General features: G+C 49.6%; 16 protein-coding genes and 1 riboswitch. Of the genes, 10 read left to right on the top strand and 6 right to left on the bottom strand.

Annotated elements, in window-relative coordinates; genetic code table 11:
- Positions 1-267 precede the first annotated feature (267 nt).
- Positions 268-792 (bottom strand): GNAT family N-acetyltransferase, encoded by a 525-nt coding sequence (locus LCH85_15905; GenBank protein ID MCA0353478.1) that lies wholly within the window; start codon positions 790-792, stop codon positions 268-270.
- Between the two features lie 167 nt (positions 793-959).
- Between LCH85_15905 and LCH85_15900 the strand changes: the two genes are divergently transcribed.
- From LCH85_15900 to LCH85_15875, 6 genes are all read left to right on the top strand, one after another.
- Complete coding sequence (locus LCH85_15900; GenBank protein ID MCA0353477.1) at positions 960-1,388, top strand: CBS domain-containing protein; 429 nt, start codon at positions 960-962, stop codon at positions 1,386-1,388.
- 21 nt (positions 1,389-1,409) lie between these two features.
- Positions 1,410-2,822: an FAD-dependent oxidoreductase gene (locus LCH85_15895; GenBank protein ID MCA0353476.1), complete on the top strand. Its 1,413-nt coding sequence runs from the start codon at positions 1,410-1,412 to the stop codon at positions 2,820-2,822.
- Between the two features lie 86 nt (positions 2,823-2,908).
- Positions 2,909-3,574, top strand: a complete 666-nt coding sequence (locus LCH85_15890) for a hypothetical protein (GenBank protein ID MCA0353475.1) — start codon at positions 2,909-2,911, stop codon at positions 3,572-3,574.
- Between the two features lie 366 nt (positions 3,575-3,940).
- The gene (locus tag LCH85_15885) at positions 3,941-4,786 is read left to right on the top strand and encodes an ABC transporter permease (protein ID MCA0353474.1); all 846 of its coding nucleotides are present in this window, start codon (positions 3,941-3,943) and stop codon (positions 4,784-4,786) included.
- A 1,142-nt stretch (positions 4,787-5,928) separates the two neighbouring features.
- Positions 5,929-7,680, top strand: a complete 1,752-nt coding sequence (locus tag LCH85_15880) for a S8 family serine peptidase (protein MCA0353473.1) — start codon at positions 5,929-5,931, stop codon at positions 7,678-7,680.
- Positions 7,681-7,828: 148 nt separating this feature from the next.
- On the top strand, positions 7,829-8,128 hold the full coding sequence (locus LCH85_15875) for a DUF4231 domain-containing protein (GenBank protein ID MCA0353472.1): 300 nt from the start codon (positions 7,829-7,831) through the stop codon (positions 8,126-8,128).
- A gap of 114 nt (positions 8,129-8,242) precedes the next feature.
- Here the strand turns inward: LCH85_15875 and rfbC are convergent, their stop codons facing one another.
- Positions 8,243-8,809 carry a dTDP-4-dehydrorhamnose 3,5-epimerase gene (rfbC, locus tag LCH85_15870; GenBank protein ID MCA0353471.1) on the bottom strand — a complete coding sequence of 189 codons (567 nt, stop codon included), beginning with the start codon at positions 8,807-8,809 and terminating at the stop codon, positions 8,243-8,245.
- Between the two features lie 78 nt (positions 8,810-8,887).
- Between rfbC and LCH85_15865 the strand changes: the two genes are divergently transcribed.
- Complete coding sequence (locus tag LCH85_15865) at positions 8,888-10,441, top strand: HD domain-containing protein (GenBank protein MCA0353470.1); 1,554 nt, start codon at positions 8,888-8,890, stop codon at positions 10,439-10,441.
- Here the strand turns inward: LCH85_15865 and LCH85_15860 are convergent.
- The 3 genes from LCH85_15860 to ftcD form a co-directional block, all read right to left on the bottom strand.
- Complete coding sequence (locus LCH85_15860) at positions 10,412-10,549, bottom strand: hypothetical protein (GenBank protein MCA0353469.1); 138 nt, start codon at positions 10,547-10,549, stop codon at positions 10,412-10,414. The genes LCH85_15865 and LCH85_15860 overlap by 30 nt on opposite strands.
- Positions 10,550-10,738: 189 nt before the next feature.
- Positions 10,739-10,897 (bottom strand): hypothetical protein, encoded by a 159-nt coding sequence (locus LCH85_15855; protein ID MCA0353468.1) that lies wholly within the window; start codon positions 10,895-10,897, stop codon positions 10,739-10,741.
- Positions 10,898-10,958: 61 nt separating this feature from the next.
- Positions 10,959-12,446 carry a glutamate formimidoyltransferase gene (gene ftcD, locus LCH85_15850; protein ID MCA0353467.1) on the bottom strand — a complete coding sequence of 496 codons (1,488 nt, stop codon included), beginning with the start codon at positions 12,444-12,446 and terminating at the stop codon, positions 10,959-10,961.
- A gap of 382 nt (positions 12,447-12,828) precedes the next feature.
- On the opposite strand from ftcD, the gene LCH85_15845 reads away from it, so the two are divergent.
- On the top strand, positions 12,829-13,404 hold the full coding sequence (locus LCH85_15845; GenBank protein ID MCA0353466.1) for a hypothetical protein: 576 nt from the start codon (positions 12,829-12,831) through the stop codon (positions 13,402-13,404).
- Between the two features lie 61 nt (positions 13,405-13,465).
- On the opposite strand, the gene LCH85_15840 is transcribed toward LCH85_15845, so the two are convergent.
- Complete coding sequence (locus LCH85_15840) at positions 13,466-14,626, bottom strand: thiamine ABC transporter substrate-binding protein (protein MCA0353465.1); 1,161 nt, start codon at positions 14,624-14,626, stop codon at positions 13,466-13,468.
- Positions 14,627-14,685: 59 nt separating this feature from the next.
- A riboswitch (TPP riboswitch) is annotated at positions 14,686-14,788 on the bottom strand.
- 276 nt (positions 14,789-15,064) lie between these two features.
- Between LCH85_15840 and LCH85_15835 the strand changes: the two genes are divergently transcribed.
- Complete coding sequence (locus LCH85_15835; GenBank protein ID MCA0353464.1) at positions 15,065-16,822, top strand: ABC transporter ATP-binding protein/permease; 1,758 nt, start codon at positions 15,065-15,067, stop codon at positions 16,820-16,822.
- Positions 16,823-16,953: 131 nt separating this feature from the next.
- Positions 16,954-18,807: an ABC transporter ATP-binding protein/permease gene (locus LCH85_15830; GenBank protein ID MCA0353463.1), complete on the top strand. Its 1,854-nt coding sequence runs from the start codon at positions 16,954-16,956 to the stop codon at positions 18,805-18,807.
- Positions 18,808-18,843 lie beyond the last annotated feature (36 nt).

The following is an 18,843-nucleotide window of genomic DNA, read 5'->3' as shown; positions in this document are numbered from 1 at the left end:
CATTGGGTATTGATCGTGGCAAGAACGAGGCGAGAATGCGATGGCTACGCGTGCGAATGTCCAAGAGTCCAGAGCAAATATAGGAACATTCCCACCAGCGATAATAGTATAAATTTTTAAAGAGTCAATTAAAATCTTAAGTATTTCTTTAGAATTTAAAGCCAAGCAGCTGCTAGATAAATGGCTATCCAGCAGCTGCTTGAAGATTTTAGGGCGTTATTTTACTAATAATTTAGATCAATCGCGGCTTCAATCTAGGATCAATCATTACCCAGCCCAAGCCGATTTGGTTTGACGAAAGAGCACATGCGGCAGGTTAGCTCGCTCAAAATGGCGTTCATAGCGCATACCTAATTTTTCAGCAACCCGCTGTGAAGCAATATTGGTGGTCATGGTAAAAAGCACAATCGAAGCTAACTGCAATTGCTCGAAGGCGACAGCTCGCGCTTGGCTAGCAATTTCGGTCGCCAAGCCTTGGCCCCACCACTCTGGCAGCAAGGCATAGCCAATTTCAGTTTCGGGCTGCTCATCAAGCTGCAATAAACGTAAACCGCCGCGCCCAACAAAGGCTCCGCTGGCACGATCATGAAAAATACACAAGCCATAACCAGCTTGTTGCCAATCAGTAATTTGGTTATGTAAACCCTGTAAAGTGCGTTGACGATCTTGCAAACCGCCGAGGGTTGCCATTACCGTAGGATTTTGGTGCATTGCCGCCAATAGATCGGCGTGTTCAAGGCTGATTGCGCTGGCAATCAAACGTTTAGTTGAAAAAACCTGGGGATCAAGCATACAACCTCACAAGAAATTTCAAATAGCACGATTCTGACCAAAATTAATTATCAATTAAGCTAATACGGCATTGATCTTGCATATCGGGATCGACATAAGTATGATACTATCAGCATGGCATCGTTGCCCTACATCGTCCCCATTCGCTGCTAGATTGGAGGTACGCTATGAAGATCAAGCATGTGCTCGCAACCAAAAGTCCCATCATTCATACGATTACTCCGCAAGCCCCACTGAGCCAAGCCGTGGCGATTTTATCCGAACACAATATTGGCACGTTGGTGGTAATGGAAGCTGATCGAATTGCCGGAATTATCTCCGAGCGAGATATTATTCGGGCCGCAGCCCAAGACCCGGCAATTTTTGAGCGCCAAGTGCAGCATGTAATGACGGCCAATGTGATAACCGGTCGCCCCAGTGATGATCTTAAAGCCGTGCTCCAAACCATGACCAACCGCCGCTTCCGCCACTTACCCATTCTTGATGGCGACATCTTACTTGGGATTGTGTCGATTGGCGATGTGGTCAAGGCGCAACTTGGGGAATATGAAGGTAAGCTCGATACCCTCGAAACTCAAATTATCGAAGAGGGCTAGACGCTCAAAAGGATTGCGATCATGACAACTGTGGGAACTGAAGCGCAGCCATTACGGGTTGCGATCATTGGTTCTGGGCCATCGGCATTTTATGCGGCGGATCACTTGCTCAAACAAAGCGATCTGGTTGTAGAAGTTGATATGTTCGACCGTTTGCCAACGCCATTTGGTTTGGTACGCGGCGGGGTTGCGCCCGATCACCAGAAGATCAAGACCGTCACCAAGGCCTTTAATTTGGTTGCCAAAAATCCTCGTTTTCGTTTTTTTGGCTATGTGGAATATGGCAAAGATCTGAGCCACGCCGATCTAGTTGAACACTATCATCAAATTTTATATGCCACTGGTGCGCAAAGTGATCGCCATATGGGGATTCCTGGCGAGGATCTGACCAATAGTTTTCCGGCGACCGCCTTTGTGGCTTGGTACAACGGCCATCCCGATTATCGCCATTTACAATTTGATCTCTCGCAAGAGCGGGTGGCGGTGGTTGGGGTTGGCAACGTGGCAATCGATGTGGCACGGATCTTGTGTCTCTCGCACGAAGAATTGGCGCGTACCGACATCGCCGACCATGCTTTGGAAGCGCTCAGCAAAAGCAATATTAAAGAAGTGTATTTGCTGGGGCGACGTGGGCCAGCTCAAGCGGCCTTCACCACTCCCGAAGTTAAAGAATTGGGCGAGTTGGAAGAAGCTGATGTGGTGGCGATTCCCAGCGAAGTTGCCCTCGACGATGTGAGCCGCGCCGATCTTGAGGCTGGTGGCGATAAAGCCGCTCAGAAAAAGGTCGAATTGCTGCAAGGCTATGCTCAACGTGCGCCCGAAGGCAAAAAACGCCGCTTGATTTTCCGCTTCTTGGTTAGCCCAACCGAAGTTTTAGGCGATAGCGATGGGCGGGTAGCAGGCTTGCGTTTGGCTAAAAACGAACTCTACGCCAGCGAATCGGGCAGCATCGCCTCACGCGCAACTGGCGAAACCGAAGATTTGCCAGTTGGCTTGGTTTTCCGTTCGGTCGGCTATCGTGGTGCGCCGCTGGTTGATGTGCCATTCAACGAGCGCTGGGGAACCTTCCTCAATCAAAAAGGCCGAATTCTCGACCCAACCAGCCAACAGCCCAAAGTTGGCGAATATACTGCTGGCTGGATCAAGCGCGGCCCTAGTGGCGTGATTGGCACCAACAAGCCCGATGCGGTTGAAACTGTCCAATGTATGTTGGAAGATTTGGCGACAGGGCAAGTGCTCAATCCAAGCCATGCCGAGCGTGAGAGCATTGAAAAATTGGTGCAAGAACGCCAACCCAACTATGTGACCTTCGCCGATTGGCAACGCCTCGACGAGATTGAGGTTGCCAATGGCGCGGCTACAGGTCGGCCACGGGTCAAATTCACACGGATCGAAGATATGTTGGCTGCCCTTGGCAAAAATGTAACTGCCTAAAATTCTAGGTATAGTAAAACAAATAGATGATTTTTAATTCATTCTATTTGTTTTACTATTTAATAAACTAATTCAAGTGAGGTTTTATGAGACAACACAATCTTAGCAGTAGAGTTTATGAAGGTGAGTGGTTTTTTGTTTGTCAACCACCTTGCAATGGTTATTTAATCGAATACTCGTTTCATAAATTTGACACGATTGCTAGTAATTTCTTAACAAACTCGCCAATTCATACAAATCAAAATTGTCATTTATGTGGTGGGTTATTAGAATGGGCAGGGTATGGTGGCGCAATGCCTAATACAGAAAGAATATTAAGACTATTGCAGGATGGACATAATATGGCGGCAACAGTCATTATCGCTTCATATATAGAGAGTTCATTACAAAATCTTCTATGGGCAGTATTAGTAGATAATGGAATTGAGTCTAAAAAATCTGAGATATTTATTGAAAAAGGAAGATTATCACGAGATAATCTTATAAATATGATAAAAAACATAGGAAATTTTAATATCAAAGATATAGTTTTTCCTATAAGGAATATGGTTGCTCATGGAAAAGGGTTTCATAAGGAGGAAAGTTTCTATAAATTAGAAGTTTTAAGCCAAGCAAACGATATAGATAAATGGATAAATCATTTAACTAAAGACCGAGAGATATCAAATTTCATGCCAAGCGAATCTGAAAGATGGTTACTATTTATGAGTGTTTGGGCTGATGGATTTAAGAAATATATAGAAAATTTATAATAGTATCATATAATTTAATAATTATTTAGCATTATAGTATAAATAAGCCTAGTAAAATCCTGCTTTTATCCTTCTTTCTATACCCCTAACTTCAATATTCATCCTTTTTCGCTAAAGATTAGTGAGATTATATTTCTATGCTTTTTATTATTCATCCTTCATCCTTTGAAACTCTGCGCCAAACACCGATCCCCAACCCCCAACAACCGATCCCCAATTCCTATGTTCTTTGCTCTATGTTCTTAATTTCATCCCTCATAATTCATCCTTCATAATTCGCTCTGCCTTTTGGCGGATTTGGCATGATGCAGAACGCAGTACAATGCATATAGCAACTACCCATCATCGTAAAACAAGGAGCAAGCTATGGCATTTGGGCGTTCGTTTTGGCGTGAAACCCGCGCATCGTATGCATTTGTTGAGCGCAATATCAACTTAATCAAACGCTATTGGGGTTGGGAAGTTGTTTGGTTAATCTATTCGATTGTCAATGCCTTATCGATTACCTTTATTGGTAAGGCGGTTGGGGCGATTACCGGCCAAGAATTCGACCAAGCAACAATCAATGCCACAATTTTATATTTGATTGTCGGGACATTGGTTTGGCACTATTTAGCGGTAGTCTTTGATTGTATTGCTGAATCGGTGCAGTGGGAGCGTTGGGAAGGTACGATTGAATATACCTTTATGGCTCCGATTTCACGGCTGACCCACATGCTGGGCACAACGATTTTTGCAATCTTCTGGGGCTTGTTTCATACAGGGATTATTTTGGCCTTTGTGGCGGTGTTTTTTCAAATTAGCCTTGAGAATGCCAACTTCTTGGGTGCAACCGTCATCTTGCTGACGGGCAGTATCAGCTTTATAGGCTTAGGGATTGTCGCGGCGGTCTTGCCATTGCTCTTTCCTGAACGTGGAGCGCAGATGACGAACATCGTCAAAGCCACAATTTTGCTGGTGTCGGGCGTGTATTATCCAATTAGCGTGTTGCCAACCTGGATGCAGCCACTGGCCTCGGTCTCGCCAGCGACCTATGTTTTGGAAGGCATGCGGCGGGCTTTGCAAAATAATGCGGGGCCGCTTGACCTCTGGGCCAGCTACCTGTTGCCATTATTGGGCAGTGGTTTGCTACTTGTTCCCTTTGGCTTGTGGATTTTCTTGCGGGGCGAGGAATATGCCAAACGCACTGGCCGCCTAAAACGCAACGGCTAAGCGCTTATTGACACATTTTTGCAGCAACTAGCCCAATTTGAAGCCATTTTGAACATAATTAATCATTTTACTCAGCAGTGACGCTAAAAATTAATGGTATAGATTCAATATCCCCCTTGGGGGGTATTTTTTTATAATCTAGGGCTAGAGTAACCACTGTACTACGAAGCATTATAGGACCAAGGTCATGCTTTTCAGGCCGAGGTTAAACCTTTTAGCGACTTCATGGGGGATAGCTATCCCCCCTTTAGTACCAAAGAACCATTAATAATTTTGACAAAAAACTGCTGGACAGTTACAATATGCCTAACAACCTACCTACGATAGCCTGTAGAAGCCATTTTTTAGTGAATCACGGCTATTCGGCCTAGGAATCAGCCTGATCAGCCACCAATGGTTTCAACGTGAGAGGTCTCTGGCGTTAAGGAGGAATCTCACCACACATCCAACATTCCTACAGCTAACGTATCATCGCCCAACACCAATAAACTCCACCGGATCTTGCTCGGTTTACCGGAACATCCCCGTGTAAATAGCGAGGGAGGCTACCATGATTATCATTTTCTAAATGAATTCAGCATAATCGAACTGACATAACGTTTGGGGGTCTGTTTATGGTAATAATCTTCTAAGATTGAGGGTGTGCAAGCCTCGGATACTAAGCGCTGATCTTCCCAATGCAGGGTGGAACACGACCGATGAGCAACGCTCGTCGCCAGGATCAACGAGGTTTTGTGAATTCACAGCTATATTTTGGTTGTGTTGAGGCCATATGCACTATCTTGGGGAGGATTTCATGATTATCATTTTCTAAACTGACCGTTCAATAAACTCTAGCAACCATCACGAGATCAGCGATTTCGTGATGGTTGTGTTTTTAGCCTACGACAAATAAATATTAATAATTTTGACAAATTCGTTAAAATGATTTAATATATGTCATGTACTCGACCACTTGAGTATCCCGACGTTGTTCGACTGGCCACTTACTTCATCCACAGAAAGGGGCATGCGACTTCGGAAGAACCCAACGGCCTCACCGATTCCTTCGAAACAATGATGTGTACGTGCGGTAATCCAACCACTGTCGGTTTTGGGATTGCCCATGGTAAATTTGCAATCCACATATTGAGGAGGCACCCTTGAAGCGTCTGTTTGTTTCATTCGTCTTGATCTGCAGTCTTGTCATCATCTTCAGTGCTCCCAACCCATCATTTGGTCAAAGCCGTACTCCTGCGAAACCAGTTGATCGCGTTGATTTTGCTGCTCCAGCAGTTGCAGGCCAATTTGTGGTCAAGTTCAAAGCCACGACCAGCAAAGCCAACCGTAGCTCGGCCCTCAAAGCCCTCGGCGCAGTACAAATCGATCGCATTGCAGCGCTTGATGCAGAAGTGATCGAAGTTGCGAGCCTCAAGAGCAACGATACCCTCGCAGGTCGCGAAGCTGTCTTAGCTGGCTTGAAGCAAAATCCCAATGTCGAATATGCCGAACCCAATTTTATTTATAATGTGAATTTTACGCCCAATGACCCAAGCCAAAGCTCACAATGGGCATGGGGTGTCATCCGTGCATATACCGGTTGGGATATCACCCAAGGCAGCAGCAGCGTGGTGATTGCAGTTGTTGATACTGGGGTTCAAGGCACCCACCCTGATCTTGATGCCAAGATGGTGGCTGGCTACGACTACATCGACAACGACTCAACGCCAACCGACGGCAATGGCCACGGTACCCACGTTGCAGGTACAAGCGCCGCTGAAACGAATAACAGCACTGGTGGTGCTGGTACATGTCCAAATTGTAAGGTGATGCCAGTGCGGGTATTGGGCAACGACGGAAGTGGGACATTGGCTGGTGTAGCCAATGGGATCACCTACGCTGCCGACAATGGCGCAAAAGTCATCAACTTGAGTCTTGGTGGTGGTGGTTCGACCGCATTACAAAATGCTGTTGACTACGCTTGGGGTCGTGGGGTGTTCTTAGCTTGTGCTGCTGGTAATAGCAACACCTCAAGCACCACCAGCTCGTACCCAGCCGCCTACACGAACTGTTTTGCCATCGCCTCAACCACCTCAAGCGATGCTCGTTCATCGTTCTCGAACTACGGTTCGTGGGTTGAAGTGGCAGCCCCAGGTTCGAGCATCTACTCAACCTGGATCAACAGTGGCTACAACACCATCAATGGTACTTCAATGGCTACCCCACACGTTGCTGGTTTGGCTGGCTTGTTGGCCTCACAAGGCTTGACCAATAGCCAAATTCGCGACCGCATTTGTTCGACCTCAGATCGCATCAGCGGCACAGGCAGCACCTGGACTTGTGGTCGAATCAATGTCTACAATGCAGTCAACAACGGTGGCTCAACGCCAACGCCAACGCCTCCAACCAGCACGCCAAATCCAACCACCCCAACCGTGGTTCCACCAACCGCAACCCCACCTCCAGGCGGCGGTAGCATTGTCAATGGTGGCTTCGAAAGTGGCACAACTGGTTGGACCCAAGCCTCAAGCGGTGGTTATGGTTTGATCGACACCACTCGCCCACGCACTGGTAGCTACAGCGTTTACATGGGTGGCTACAACAATGCTAGCGAAGGAATCTACCAAACCTTGACCGTGCCAGCAGGCAAGTCGTTGAGCTTCTACTGGTATCAAACCACGACCGAAGGTAGCACAACGGCTTACGACTACCTACGCGTTCGGGTTTATAATACCAGTGGAACCTTGTTAGGAACCTTGGCTACTCGCTCGAATGTCAACACCAAGAATGCTTGGGTGGCTGAAAGCTTGAGCTTGGCCGCCTATGCTGGTCAAACGGTACGCATCCGCTTTGAAACCACAACAGATAGCTCATTGATTACATCATTCTTTGTTGACGATGTAAGCCTTCAATAAGCTGCTCGTTCTTCCGTAGTTTGCAATCGAACAACGTCAGCCACACCCGTCAACAGCAATGTTGGCGGGTGTGGCGTTTTACAAGCGCCCTGCGTTACGCTAAAATAGAGCTAGCAACCACCAACCATGTTTAAGGAGTGAGCGATCAATGTCCAGTGAGTCAAACAAACCTTTGACCAACAAGCGTAGCTATTCGATTATTGGCACGCTGTTTGTACTTTTATTAGCAGTGCTTTCGTTTATTGTTGTGCCAATGATGTTGTTTGCCGATGATTCGCCAGCTGGGGCTTTGGCCTTCTTGGCAATTATGCTGGGCTTGGCAGTCACCATTATTGCATCGGTCTTGGCTCCCCTCAAGCAACAAGAATATACCGATTTTGCGGTGCGCCCGCCAATGGAGCTTGATTTGGAAACCTTCGATGCCAAAAAAGATGGGGTTTCGTGGTAATTCGCTAGGGTTGCCTACCAACGCATAAGCATTAACCATCGCAGCGCCTCGCCCTTCTCCGCAACAATTAGGAGAAAGACGGGGCGCTGTTTTTAATCACTACCTTTGCAAAGCTTAGCCGCGATAACGAAACGCTGGGTTCTCAAGGTAGTCAGCAAGGCTCATTGCAGCTTGATCACGGCCTGAGAGCGTTGGCTCATTGATCGGCCATTCAATCCCAATTTGTGGGTCATTCCAGCGCACCGCACCTTCAGTCTCTGGCGCATACAACCCTGTACAGCGATACTGCACCTCAGCAAACTCCGAAAGCACCACAAAGCCATGACCAAAACCCGAAGGAATCAGAAATTGTAAAAAGTTATCGGCGCTTAGCTCAGCCCCAACCCATTTGCCAAAGGTCGGCGAGCCAACGCGCAAATCGACAGCAACATCGAAAATGCTGCCAACGCTACAACGCACAAGTTTTGCCATCGGTTGCCGCTCATCTTGATAATGTAGCCCGCGTAGTACCCCTTGCTTGGAACGTGAGTGATTATCTTGCACAAAATCGGTAGGCAGACCGAGGTCAGCAAACTTGGTCTGATGGTATGTTTCAAGGAAGAAGCCGCGTTCATCGGCAAACACGCTTGGTTTAATAATGACAACGCCATCAAGCGCGGTTTGCGTTACGGTCAAACTCATTGCCTTTCGTCCTTTCGCCATTCGGTGGGTTCAATTATCCCACAATTATAGAGCATAGCTGCCCAAAGTGAGTTTTGTATGAAGATTAGCCATATTCAGTTGCCCCAAAGCTCAGCCTACCTGAGTTTACGCCAAGCCTTGAGCGTGCTTAAACACCTTTTAGGTTCTCAACCAGCCTGGGTCGTCGGCGGTACCCTGCGCGATCTGGTGATTGGCCGCCCGTTGCATGATGTTGATTTGGTGGTCAATCAACCAGCCATTACCTTAGCCCAAAGCCTTGCCAAGCAACTCAACGCGAGTGTGGTAGTGCTCGATGCTGAGCGTGATATTGGGCGGGTGGTCTTGACCGATGGCAAGTATCTTGATCTGGCCCATTTGCGGGCTGCTGATTTAGTGGGCGATTTGGCCGACCGCGATTTTACAATTAATGCCATGGCCGCGCCGCTTTACGAGCAAGCCCAACTCGGCCAAATCATCGATCCCCATGCTGGATTGAACGATATTGAGACTGGTACGCTGCGCATGGTGCAAGCCAATGCCTTAGCCAATGATCCATTGCGCATGCTACGAGCGGTGCGGATTGCCGCCCAACTCGGCTGGCAACTTGATCCAGCGACCGATCAGGCAATCATGGCCCATGCCGAATTGATTAGCCAGGTGGCGGTTGAACGAGTGCGGGTTGAATTATTGGCAATTTTAGCCACCCGTTGGAGTGCTAGCTGGCTGCGTTATTTGGATCGAGTTAATCTTTTGCCAAGCTTAATTCCTGAAATTCGCCCAATGTATCACCACACCCAGCCCAATATTCACTTTTTAGATGTGTGGGAGCATTCACTCGAAACGATTACGGCTGGCGAATGGCTGCTTGCCCAGTTGGAACATGATCAACAGCCAACGCCACTAGCACCGCCAGCTATCGCCGATGATTGGCATCCACCAGCCTTTTTTCAACAACCCGCGACCTTGCGCATGCTACCCAACTTGACGCTGCAACTGCAATGGGCCGAGCAAGTGGTTGCCCAAATTCAACAGCCAATTGGCCAGACTACCAGCCATCGCGCCCTCTGGAAAATGGCGATTCTGCTGCACGATTGTGCCAAGCCAGCGACACGAGTTGATAAACCCGATGGCAGCGTCTCGTTTCATGAGCATCAAACGATTGGCGCTGACATTGCCCGCGGAGTGTACCAGCGGCTGCGATTTAGCAACCAAGAAATTGAGTATATGTGCAAGGTAATTGCGGGGCATATGCGGCCTGGTCAGCTTTACTCGCAGCCTGAAACCACGGCCAAAGCGGCCTATCGCTTCTTTCGCGATTTAAAAGAAAGCGCCGTCGATACCTTACTGCACGCCTTGGCCGACCATATGGCGACGCGCGGGCCGTTGCTGCAAGAACATCATTGGGCCTACCAAGCCGCTTGGACTGATGCAATGTTGGGGTTTTATTGGGATGCTGAGGCCGAACAAAAACGTGTGCCCTTATTAGATGGACACACGCTGATGCAAGAGCTAGGTTTAGCAGCCGGCCCACAGATTGGGCTGTTGCTTGAGGCAATTCGTGAAGCCCAAGCGGCTGGCGAAGTGACCGACCGTGAGAGCGCCTTAGCGTTGGCGCGTCGGCTTCATGCGTAATTGTGGCTCGTCGGAATCATCCTCGACCACTGGCGTTGAGCGTGAGACATACGGCAATGCGGCTAATGCCACAAGCAGGAGCGCAACAAAAAATAGTGTCGTCAGCATGGCGACCTCCATGGGCTTGTGTTTCCAGAGGCAGCGTACTTAATAACTCCATGCTACGCCAGTATGCCGATCTGACGAGCGCCTGATGGCCGACTGATAGCTCCGCCGCAAGACCGATTAAACCACCAGCCGCTCAACAATCCAAACAAGGATTATTGAGCGGCTAGTTTAAGCAGCTATTAGGGATGCTTAGGCTTGCTTTTGCAAATCCGCCAATTGACGATCAAGGCGGGCTGAGATGTCGCGGTACATATCGCCACGTGAGCGGGCGGCATCAAGTTTACGTTGTAAGTCGATGACGCGCACCAAAGCAGCCAAGCCAACGACAATCAGAAGCCAACGAGCCATTGAAAAATCTCCTCGCGATACGCAGAAGTTGATCTATGTGCTCATTGTAGCATAACCCTGCCTAGAGTGTCGTTAGTTTTTGCAAGCCTTGATCAGCTTGTTGGCGCAGCTTGGCAACCGCCGCGCTGAATTGTTCACGCAATTGAGCATCGCTTAAATCACCAAGATTGACCAACACATTTAAGCCAGCCCCATTGACTGCGGCATAGGCCAAATAGCCACCAACTTGGGCATCGGTGCGGGCATTGACGTTGCCTTGGGTCGCCAAGAGATATAAATCATCAAACAAACTGGCAGCTTGTTGGGCCACTTGCAAGGGAACTTCACAGGCATGGACAATTGCTGCCGCCAATTGTTGCGCTCGGTCAGCTTGCTCTTCAGGCAATTTACGGGCAACACTGATAGCATTAAAGGCGGCACTATCGGCCAAAGCCAATTTGCCTAAGCTGGTGGTTGCTTCGCTCAAACGCTCCAAGGCTGCTTGCATGCTGGGCTTGACCGCTGCATATTTTTTGCGGCTAACCGTTAAATTCGCCACCATTTGGCCCAACGCGCCAGCCAAAGCCCCAGCCAAGGCCGCCGCCGAACCACCACCAGGCGTTGGTGTACCAGCCGCAAAGGCTTGGAACGTGTTGGTTGGCAGCCAGTCAGCGCCAGCACTTGGCGCGGCCAACTTCGATTCAAGCACTTGGTCGCGACGAAAACGATTGAGTTGCAGATAATGCTCGGCGGCATCAACCAGCGCATCTTGCGGCACAAGCCCGATAACTTCGCCCTCAGTGATCGTTACGCCATAGCGCATGGCCTCGGCGCGTACCAACTCCTGCACTCGATGAATTGGCGTGCCACGGAAATTAACCAAGTTCATCGAGATTTGGGCACGGCCATCGACCAACAAGCCCAAAGCTTTGACATAGCGTAAGCCACCGCCAAGATACCGAATTGATTTAGCGATTTTTTTGGCAATTTCTACATCGGTGGTATTTAAATAGATGTTATAGGCAATCAATGGCTGGCGTGCCCCAACCACGGTTGCGCCTGCGGGTGTCGCCACGGCTGGGCCAAAATCTGGCTCCCGCGCCGGATCAACCCCGATGGCTTTGCGCCAAGCCTCATATTCGCCCTTGCGTACATCGGCCAAATTTTGGCGTTCGGGGCGGGTCGCAGCCTCTTCATACAAATAAACCGCAATCCCCAGTTCATCGCCAATTCGCTTGCCAACTTTGCGAGCCAAGGCAACACATTGCTTCATGGTGGTTTGGCCAAGTGGCACAAAAGGCAAGACATCGGTCGCGCCGATGCGTGGGTGTTCGCCGCGATGGGTATTCAAATTAATTAAGCCTTGGGCAGTGCGGGTTGCTTGGAAGGCAGCTTCGCCAACTGCTTCAGCCTCGCCCGCAAAACTAATCACCGTGCGATTATGATCAGCGTCGGATTGAACATCGAGCAATTGCACCCCAGCAACAGCCGTAATCGCATCACGAATGGCGTGCACAACCTCAGTGCGACGGCCTTCGCTGAAATTCATAATACTTTCGACCAAGCCCATTGAATGTCTCCTTTGACGAACCACAACGGCCCAAGTATAGATCAGATGGTGAGAATTTGGTTAAACAATTGGCGATTAACGTTAATCGCTTATTGACATCATCCTCACCTGATACTCATCTGTTGGCGGCATACTACAGGTGCGTTTCCTCTCAATCCGAAAAGGTCAGCCGTGCTCTTGGGTGGAACGGCACGGCTGGCTCAACGGAACTCATTTTCCTCGCCAAATTGCTGCACCAAGACCAACCAAGCATGATACAATACAGCGCGAGTTGGAAGCCTTAACTCATCGAGTTGGGGATTACTGGCTTGTTTGCGATTGGGAATACCGTGCTATCGGAATGATGTCGATCAATTTAATCTTTGCTATCTGAGGGACGCACATGGCTGATACAAGCGATGAAAAAAAGGCGCGGCTCGATGCGATTCGCGCAGCCAATGCCGCCAAAAAGGCTGCTGCGGGCGAAGAGCCTGCGGCTGCACCTGCACCTGCTGCGCCGGTCGTAGCGGCAACAACCGAGGCTCCAAGCGCTGCGGTTGGCGCTAATATGTCGGATGATAAAAAGGCTCGGTTGGAAGCAATTCGGGCTGCTAAAAAAGCTGCTGCTAGCGATGCACCTGCTGCGCCAGTCGCGGTTGCTGCGACCCCAGCTCCTGCCGCTGCACCTGTGGTTGCCGCCACGCCTGCTGCTGCTCCGGCTGCACCTGTTGCCCCAAAACCAGCTGCTCCCGCCAGCAATGGCAACGATTTGATCACCGCAAATTCGATTATTTCGCTGACTATGCTTGGTCGGCTCAAGCGAATTATTGTGGGGGTTGCCTTCTGTGTGTTGATCGGCTTGGGTTTGGCCACGGTCACAGGCGAATATTTGCTCGGTGGTGGCTTCGGCGCATTAATCGGGGTTGTTGGCGGGTTGATGGTTGGCGATTGGCCAGCAGTCAAAACCACTGGCGACTAAACTGCATTTTTGCTAACAGACATCCCCTGCAACACTTGAAGTTTGCAGGGGATGTTGCGTTTTAGCGTAGGACGGTTTCTTGCCATTCGTTGAGCCAGCGCTCGCGGTTGGCAGCAATCTCAGCTGGCGCAAGCGTCGCCACAGCGCTGGGCACTTGGGCATATTGAGTAAATTCAGCTGGCACTTTAGCGCTAGGCAGGGCTGGGTACACAAACATCTGCCCGCCAATATCGCTTTGGAAGGTATCGCCCAGCATATAGTCAATCCAAGCTTTGCCCAATTCAGGGTTTTTGGCATCTTTCAGCAAGCCCACAAATTCAATTTGCTGGAATGCGCCACCAGGCAACAACAAATTGCCAGTCGGTGCATCGGTCAATGGCGTTGTAGCAAAGATAACTTCGGCGGCAGGGCTAGTCGCATAACTGACGACCAACGGATATTGACCATCGCTGGCTCCGCTAAAATCGCCATAGTAGGCTTCTTCCCAGCCGCTAGCCACTTTGATTTCATTGGCTCGCAGGTCGCTCCAGAAGTTGCGCCACGTATAATCACCGCTCTCACCAAAGTGGGCAATCGTCGCCAACATAAATGATAATCCAGGCGATGAAGTTGCTGGATTTTCAACCACCAACTTGCCTTTCCATTCAGGTTTGGTTAAATCGCGTAAATCGGTTGGCAAGCTCAGGCCAGCCTCGGCCAAGGCAGCTTTATCGTAATTGATCGTGACATAGCCAACATCAACTGGCGAAACCCGATTTTGGCTATCGAGTTTCAATTCAGCAGGAATTTGTTCGATATTCTTGGCAGCATAGGCCTCGAAAATATCAGCATCAAGCGCCCGACTCAAAAAGGTATTATCAACCCCATACAACACATCGCCCAAGGGTGCGCCTTTGGCCAAAATGCTCTTATTGAGTGCTTCGCCAGCATCACCCGATTCCAGAATCTGCACGGTTGCGCCAGTCATTTGCTCAAAGCCTGAGATAACTTCGCTACTAATTGCAAAGCTATCGTGCGAAACCACCACCAAGGTTTGGCCGGCAAACTGGCCGCTATCAGTCGGCGCTTGGGTGGCTTGGGTTGCCGCAGGCGTAACATCAGCGGCAGCCGTGGTGGCCGGAGTAGGCTGAATCGCGGTTTCAGCGGTTGGCGTAGCCGCCGCACCACAGCCAGCCAAAACCAATGAACCAATTGTTAAAAAACTCAGTAACCAACGTTTCACGAAATAAACTCCTTGAACATTGGCTAGGGGCCAGCATGCAAAAATCCCGCGCACGGCGGGATTAAACCACGCCGCTTTCCTTCGCTCGGACTAACGAGATCAGGTTCAGAGGGTCTTTCGCCGTTGCGAAATCTCAGCCACATGGCTCCCCTAGCGGTTGTTATCTGTAATTGCTCACACAATAGCACAAAAAATTTGAATCAGCAAAAACTATCCTTAACAACAGCAGCTTGAACAATCTAGCCAGTAAGTAAGCACTGAAATCAAGCTTGCCAATCTCAAAATCCAACAGCTTAATTGTCATGGGTGTTTGGGTTTCACCCATGATCTAACCGTTTGGAAAATGATCATGCGACCAAAGACTGATATTGTTATGCACATTTTAGCATATACTATATAGTCTGCTGGTTCGGGATAACCATCAAAAAGGAGGCATGCGTGAAGCATCTAGATCAGTATCGACGGCTACTGGCGCACCTACGGCCTTACCCTAGGCAAGTGTTCTATGCCTATGGCTCAACCTTGTTGGCGGTCGGCTTAAACATTGCGATTCCACAATTGCTCAAACAAGCGATTGATCAAGGCATCGCCAGTGGTTCAAGTCGCGCGTTGCTGATTACAGCGCTCATTATTTTGGGCGTGGCGGTGGTACGGGTGATTTTTGGCTTTGCTCAACGCTATTATGGCGAATGGCTGAGCTTTCGGGTGGCCTACGATTTACGCAATCGTTTTTACGATGCGATTCAACGGCTGCCTTTTTCGTTCCATGATCGCTCACAAACTGGCGACCTGATGAGCCGCGCCACCAGCGATATTACCGAAACCGAGCGTTTTGTCGGGGTTGGGCTACTTGAACTTAGCTCAACCATGCTCTTGCTTTTCGGCATTATCGTGGCCATGGTGCTTGAAGATTTAACCTTGACTGGCTTGGCACTCTTGCCCTTGCCCGTACTGCTCTACGCCACAATTCGCTTTGGCAACACGGTCGAGCCGCTGTTTACCAAAATTCAAGAGCAAATGGGCAAGCTCTCAACCATGATGCAAGAAAGCCTGACTGGCATTCGCGTGGTCAAAGCTTTTGCCCGCGAACCATATGAACTCGAAAAATTCGATCGCGATAATGGTGAGTGGTATAACCGCCGTTTTGCGGTAATTCGCATTTGGGGCAATAGCTGGCCCTTTTTCAACTTTTTGGTCGCCATCAGCGTGATTATTTTGCTCTGGATTGGCGGTCCACAGGCGATGAACGGCACAATTACGGTTGGCTCGTTATTCGCGATGATCAGCTATGTGCTGTTGCTGAATAACCCAGTGCAACGCTTGGGCTTTACCGTCAACTTGGCGGCTACAGCGGTAGCAAGTTCAGCCCGCGTGTTTGAAATTATTGATACGTTTGATGAATTAGCCGATAAAGCTGATGCTCATTCGTTGGATCATGTGCAGGGCAACGTTAAATTTGAGCATGTTTCGTTTGCCTATCGCGAAGGTGGTCGCCCAACGTTGCACGATATTTCGTTCGAGGCCAAGCCTGGCCAAGTTGTGGCCTTGATGGGGCCAACTGGCTCAGGCAAAAGCACCATCACCAATCTCATCCCACGCTTTTACGACCCAATCGAAGGGCGGGTGTTGGTCGATGGCCACGACGTGCGCGATTTGGCAATTCAAAGTTTGCGCCAACAAATTGGGATTGTACTGCAAGATTCATTTTTATTTAGCTCAAGCATCGCCGATAACATTCGCTATGGGCGGCCTGAAGCCAGTGATGATGAAGTGATTGCGGCGGCCAAAGCAGCGCGTGCTCATGATTTTATTTTGCATTTTAGCGAAGGCTACCAAACCAAAGTTGGCGAGCGGGGCGTGACCCTCTCTGGTGGTCAACGTCAGCGCATCGCGATCGCTCGTGCCTTGTTGCTCAACCCACGCATTTTGATTTTGGACGACTCAACATCGAGCGTGGACACGGAAACTGAGCACTTAATTCAACAAGCACTCGAACAACTGATGCAAGGCCGCACGACCTTTGTGATTGCCCAACGTTTGCTGACGCTCAAAAATGCCGACCAAATTCTGGTGCTTGATGCTGGCAAAGTTGTGCAGCATGGCACCCACACCGAGCTACTGGCCCAACCAGGCTTGTATCGCACCATCTACGATCTACAACTCAAAGATCAAGAGGAAAGCGTTTTGGAAGTATGAAGGATGAATTATGAATGATGAAATAAGCCGAGTAATTTGAGGTTTCCTTGCCGAATAAATATTTGGATGTGTCGTTGGATGAATATGTTCATCCTTCATCCCTCATCCTTCATACTTAACAAGAGGGTGTTATGACAACTAAAGCTTTAGCGCCGTCGCGTAAGCGCGATGATGAAATAGAAAAAAAGGTCGCCGATTTATTGCCCAAGGATGATGAAAATAGCTTGGGCAAGGCCTATGATCCACGGTTGATGCGGCGACTATTGGCCTTTATCGGGCCATACAAACGCACCATGACCGCCGCAATTGTGCTGATGATTATTGGCACAGTGCTATCGGTCGTCTCGCCATGGGTGATTGGCCAAGCAATTGACGTGGGGATCAAAGCTCAATCGCTTGATTCGCTCTACACCTGGACGATCATTTTTGCGGTCGTTTCATTGGGCGAATGGCTCTCCAACCGCTCACGGATTCACTTGCTGGCAGTTGTGGGGACGGGCGTGGTTGCCGATGTGCGTTCGGCGCTGTTTCGCCATTTGCAGCGTTTATCGCTTAATTTCTACAATCGCTACAGTGTTGGCCGCTTGATGAGCCGCCTCATTTCTGATGTTGATGTCTTGCAAGATTTTGTTACCTGGTCGATTACCGGGCTAACGCGGGCAACCTTCTCGCTGGTTGGCATTACAATCGCCATGCTCTTGCTGAATTGGAAATTGGCGCTGGTAACCTTTGCTGTGCTGCCAATTATGGTGATTGTGACCAACTACTGGCGGGTACGCGTGCGCCAAGCATATCGCTCAACCCGTGAACGGATTGCCTTGATCAACGGCTATTTGAACGAATCGATCTCAGGCATTCGGGTAACCAAAAGCTTTGTGCGCGAAGCAGCCAACGGCGAGCATTTCGATGATCTGAATCGCTCATATTTTAACGCCAACACCAGCGCTGCGCGTTTGGCCGCCACCTTCTTTCCCGCTGTCGATTTTATGGGTTCGTTGGCAACGGCCTTGGTTGTGGGCGTGGGCGGTTGGCTGGTGCTCGGCGATAATCTTACGCCGGGGGTTTTGGTGGCGTTTGTGTTGTATGTCAGCCGTTTCTTCGACCCAATTTTGGAGTTGGCGCAACGCTACAACACCTTTCAATCGACCATGGCTTCATCGGAGCGCATGTTCGCCTTGCTTGACACCGAGCCAGATATGCTCGACGCGCCGAATGCCCAAGCCTTGCCTGCCGTGCGTGGCCATGTGATGTTTGATCATGTGTCGTTTGGCTATGCCGATGGCGAGCCAGTGCTGCGCGATGTGACCCTCGAAGCCCAGCCAGGTGAAACGATTGCCTTGGTGGGCGAAACAGGCGCTGGCAAAAGCACGATTATTCGGCTGCTTGGGCGCTTCTTCGATGTAACCGATGGCGCAGTCTTGGTCGATGGTCATGATATTCGCGAGGTAACCCAAGCTAGCTTACGTCAACAATTAGGGATTGTGTTGCAAGATACCTTCTTATTTGGCGGTAGTATCACCGAAAATATTCGTTATGGTCGTTTGGATGCGAGCGAGGACGCTGTGATTGCCGCAGCCAAAGCGGTTGGGGCACACGAGTTTATCGAGCGCATGCCCGAAGGCTACGCCACCGATGTTGGCGAAAATGGGGTCAATTTAAGTGTGGGCCAACGCCAAATTCTCTCATTTGCTCGAGCCTTGTTGGCCGATCCGCGCTTGCTGATTTTGGATGAAGCGACCAGCAGCGTCGATACCACGACCGAACGCCAAATTCAGGCCGCCTTAGATACGCTGATGCGGGGCCGAACCAGCTTTGTGATTGCCCACCGTCTGAGCACAATCACCAATGCTAGCAAAATTGTGGTGCTTGATCGCGGCCAAATTAGCGAAATGGGCACGCATGCCGAGTTGTTGGCCCGTCGAGGCCGCTACTACAACCTTTACACCATGCAATGGAGCAAAGGCAACGGCACGATTGGGGAGTAAGAACATAGAGCATAGGGGGCGCTGGGAATTTCGGTT

Source organism: Chloroflexota bacterium (genome assembly GCA_020161265.1).
GTDB lineage: Bacteria > Chloroflexota > Chloroflexia > Chloroflexales > Herpetosiphonaceae > Herpetosiphon.
Note: the sequence above shows the minus strand (reverse complement) of the source record. Positions and strands in the feature narration are given on the sequence as shown.

Excerpts from the sequence above, each read along its gene's own strand:
- LCH85_15900 (MCA0353477.1), top strand. The coding sequence starts at position 960 with ATGAAGATCAAGCATGTGCTCGCAACCAAAAGTCCCATCATTCATACG.
- LCH85_15860 (MCA0353469.1), bottom strand. The coding sequence starts at position 10,549 with ATGCTGACGACACTATTTTTTGTTGCGCTCCTGCTTGTGGCATTAGCC.
- ftcD (MCA0353467.1), bottom strand. The coding sequence starts at position 12,446 with ATGGGCTTGGTCGAAAGTATTATGAATTTCAGCGAAGGCCGTCGCACT.
- LCH85_15895 (MCA0353476.1), top strand. The coding sequence starts at position 1,410 with ATGACAACTGTGGGAACTGAAGCGCAGCCATTACGGGTTGCGATCATT.
- LCH85_15905 (MCA0353478.1), bottom strand. The coding sequence starts at position 792 with ATGCTTGATCCCCAGGTTTTTTCAACTAAACGTTTGATTGCCAGCGCA.
- LCH85_15855 (MCA0353468.1), bottom strand. The coding sequence starts at position 10,897 with ATGGCTCGTTGGCTTCTGATTGTCGTTGGCTTGGCTGCTTTGGTGCGC.
- LCH85_15890 (MCA0353475.1), top strand. The coding sequence starts at position 2,909 with ATGAGACAACACAATCTTAGCAGTAGAGTTTATGAAGGTGAGTGGTTT.
- LCH85_15865 (MCA0353470.1), top strand. The coding sequence starts at position 8,888 with ATGAAGATTAGCCATATTCAGTTGCCCCAAAGCTCAGCCTACCTGAGT.
- LCH85_15830 (MCA0353463.1), top strand. The coding sequence starts at position 16,954 with ATGACAACTAAAGCTTTAGCGCCGTCGCGTAAGCGCGATGATGAAATA.
- rfbC (MCA0353471.1), bottom strand. The coding sequence starts at position 8,809 with ATGAGTTTGACCGTAACGCAAACCGCGCTTGATGGCGTTGTCATTATT.
- LCH85_15845 (MCA0353466.1), top strand. The coding sequence starts at position 12,829 with ATGGCTGATACAAGCGATGAAAAAAAGGCGCGGCTCGATGCGATTCGC.
- LCH85_15875 (MCA0353472.1), top strand. The coding sequence starts at position 7,829 with ATGTCCAGTGAGTCAAACAAACCTTTGACCAACAAGCGTAGCTATTCG.
- LCH85_15885 (MCA0353474.1), top strand. The coding sequence starts at position 3,941 with ATGGCATTTGGGCGTTCGTTTTGGCGTGAAACCCGCGCATCGTATGCA.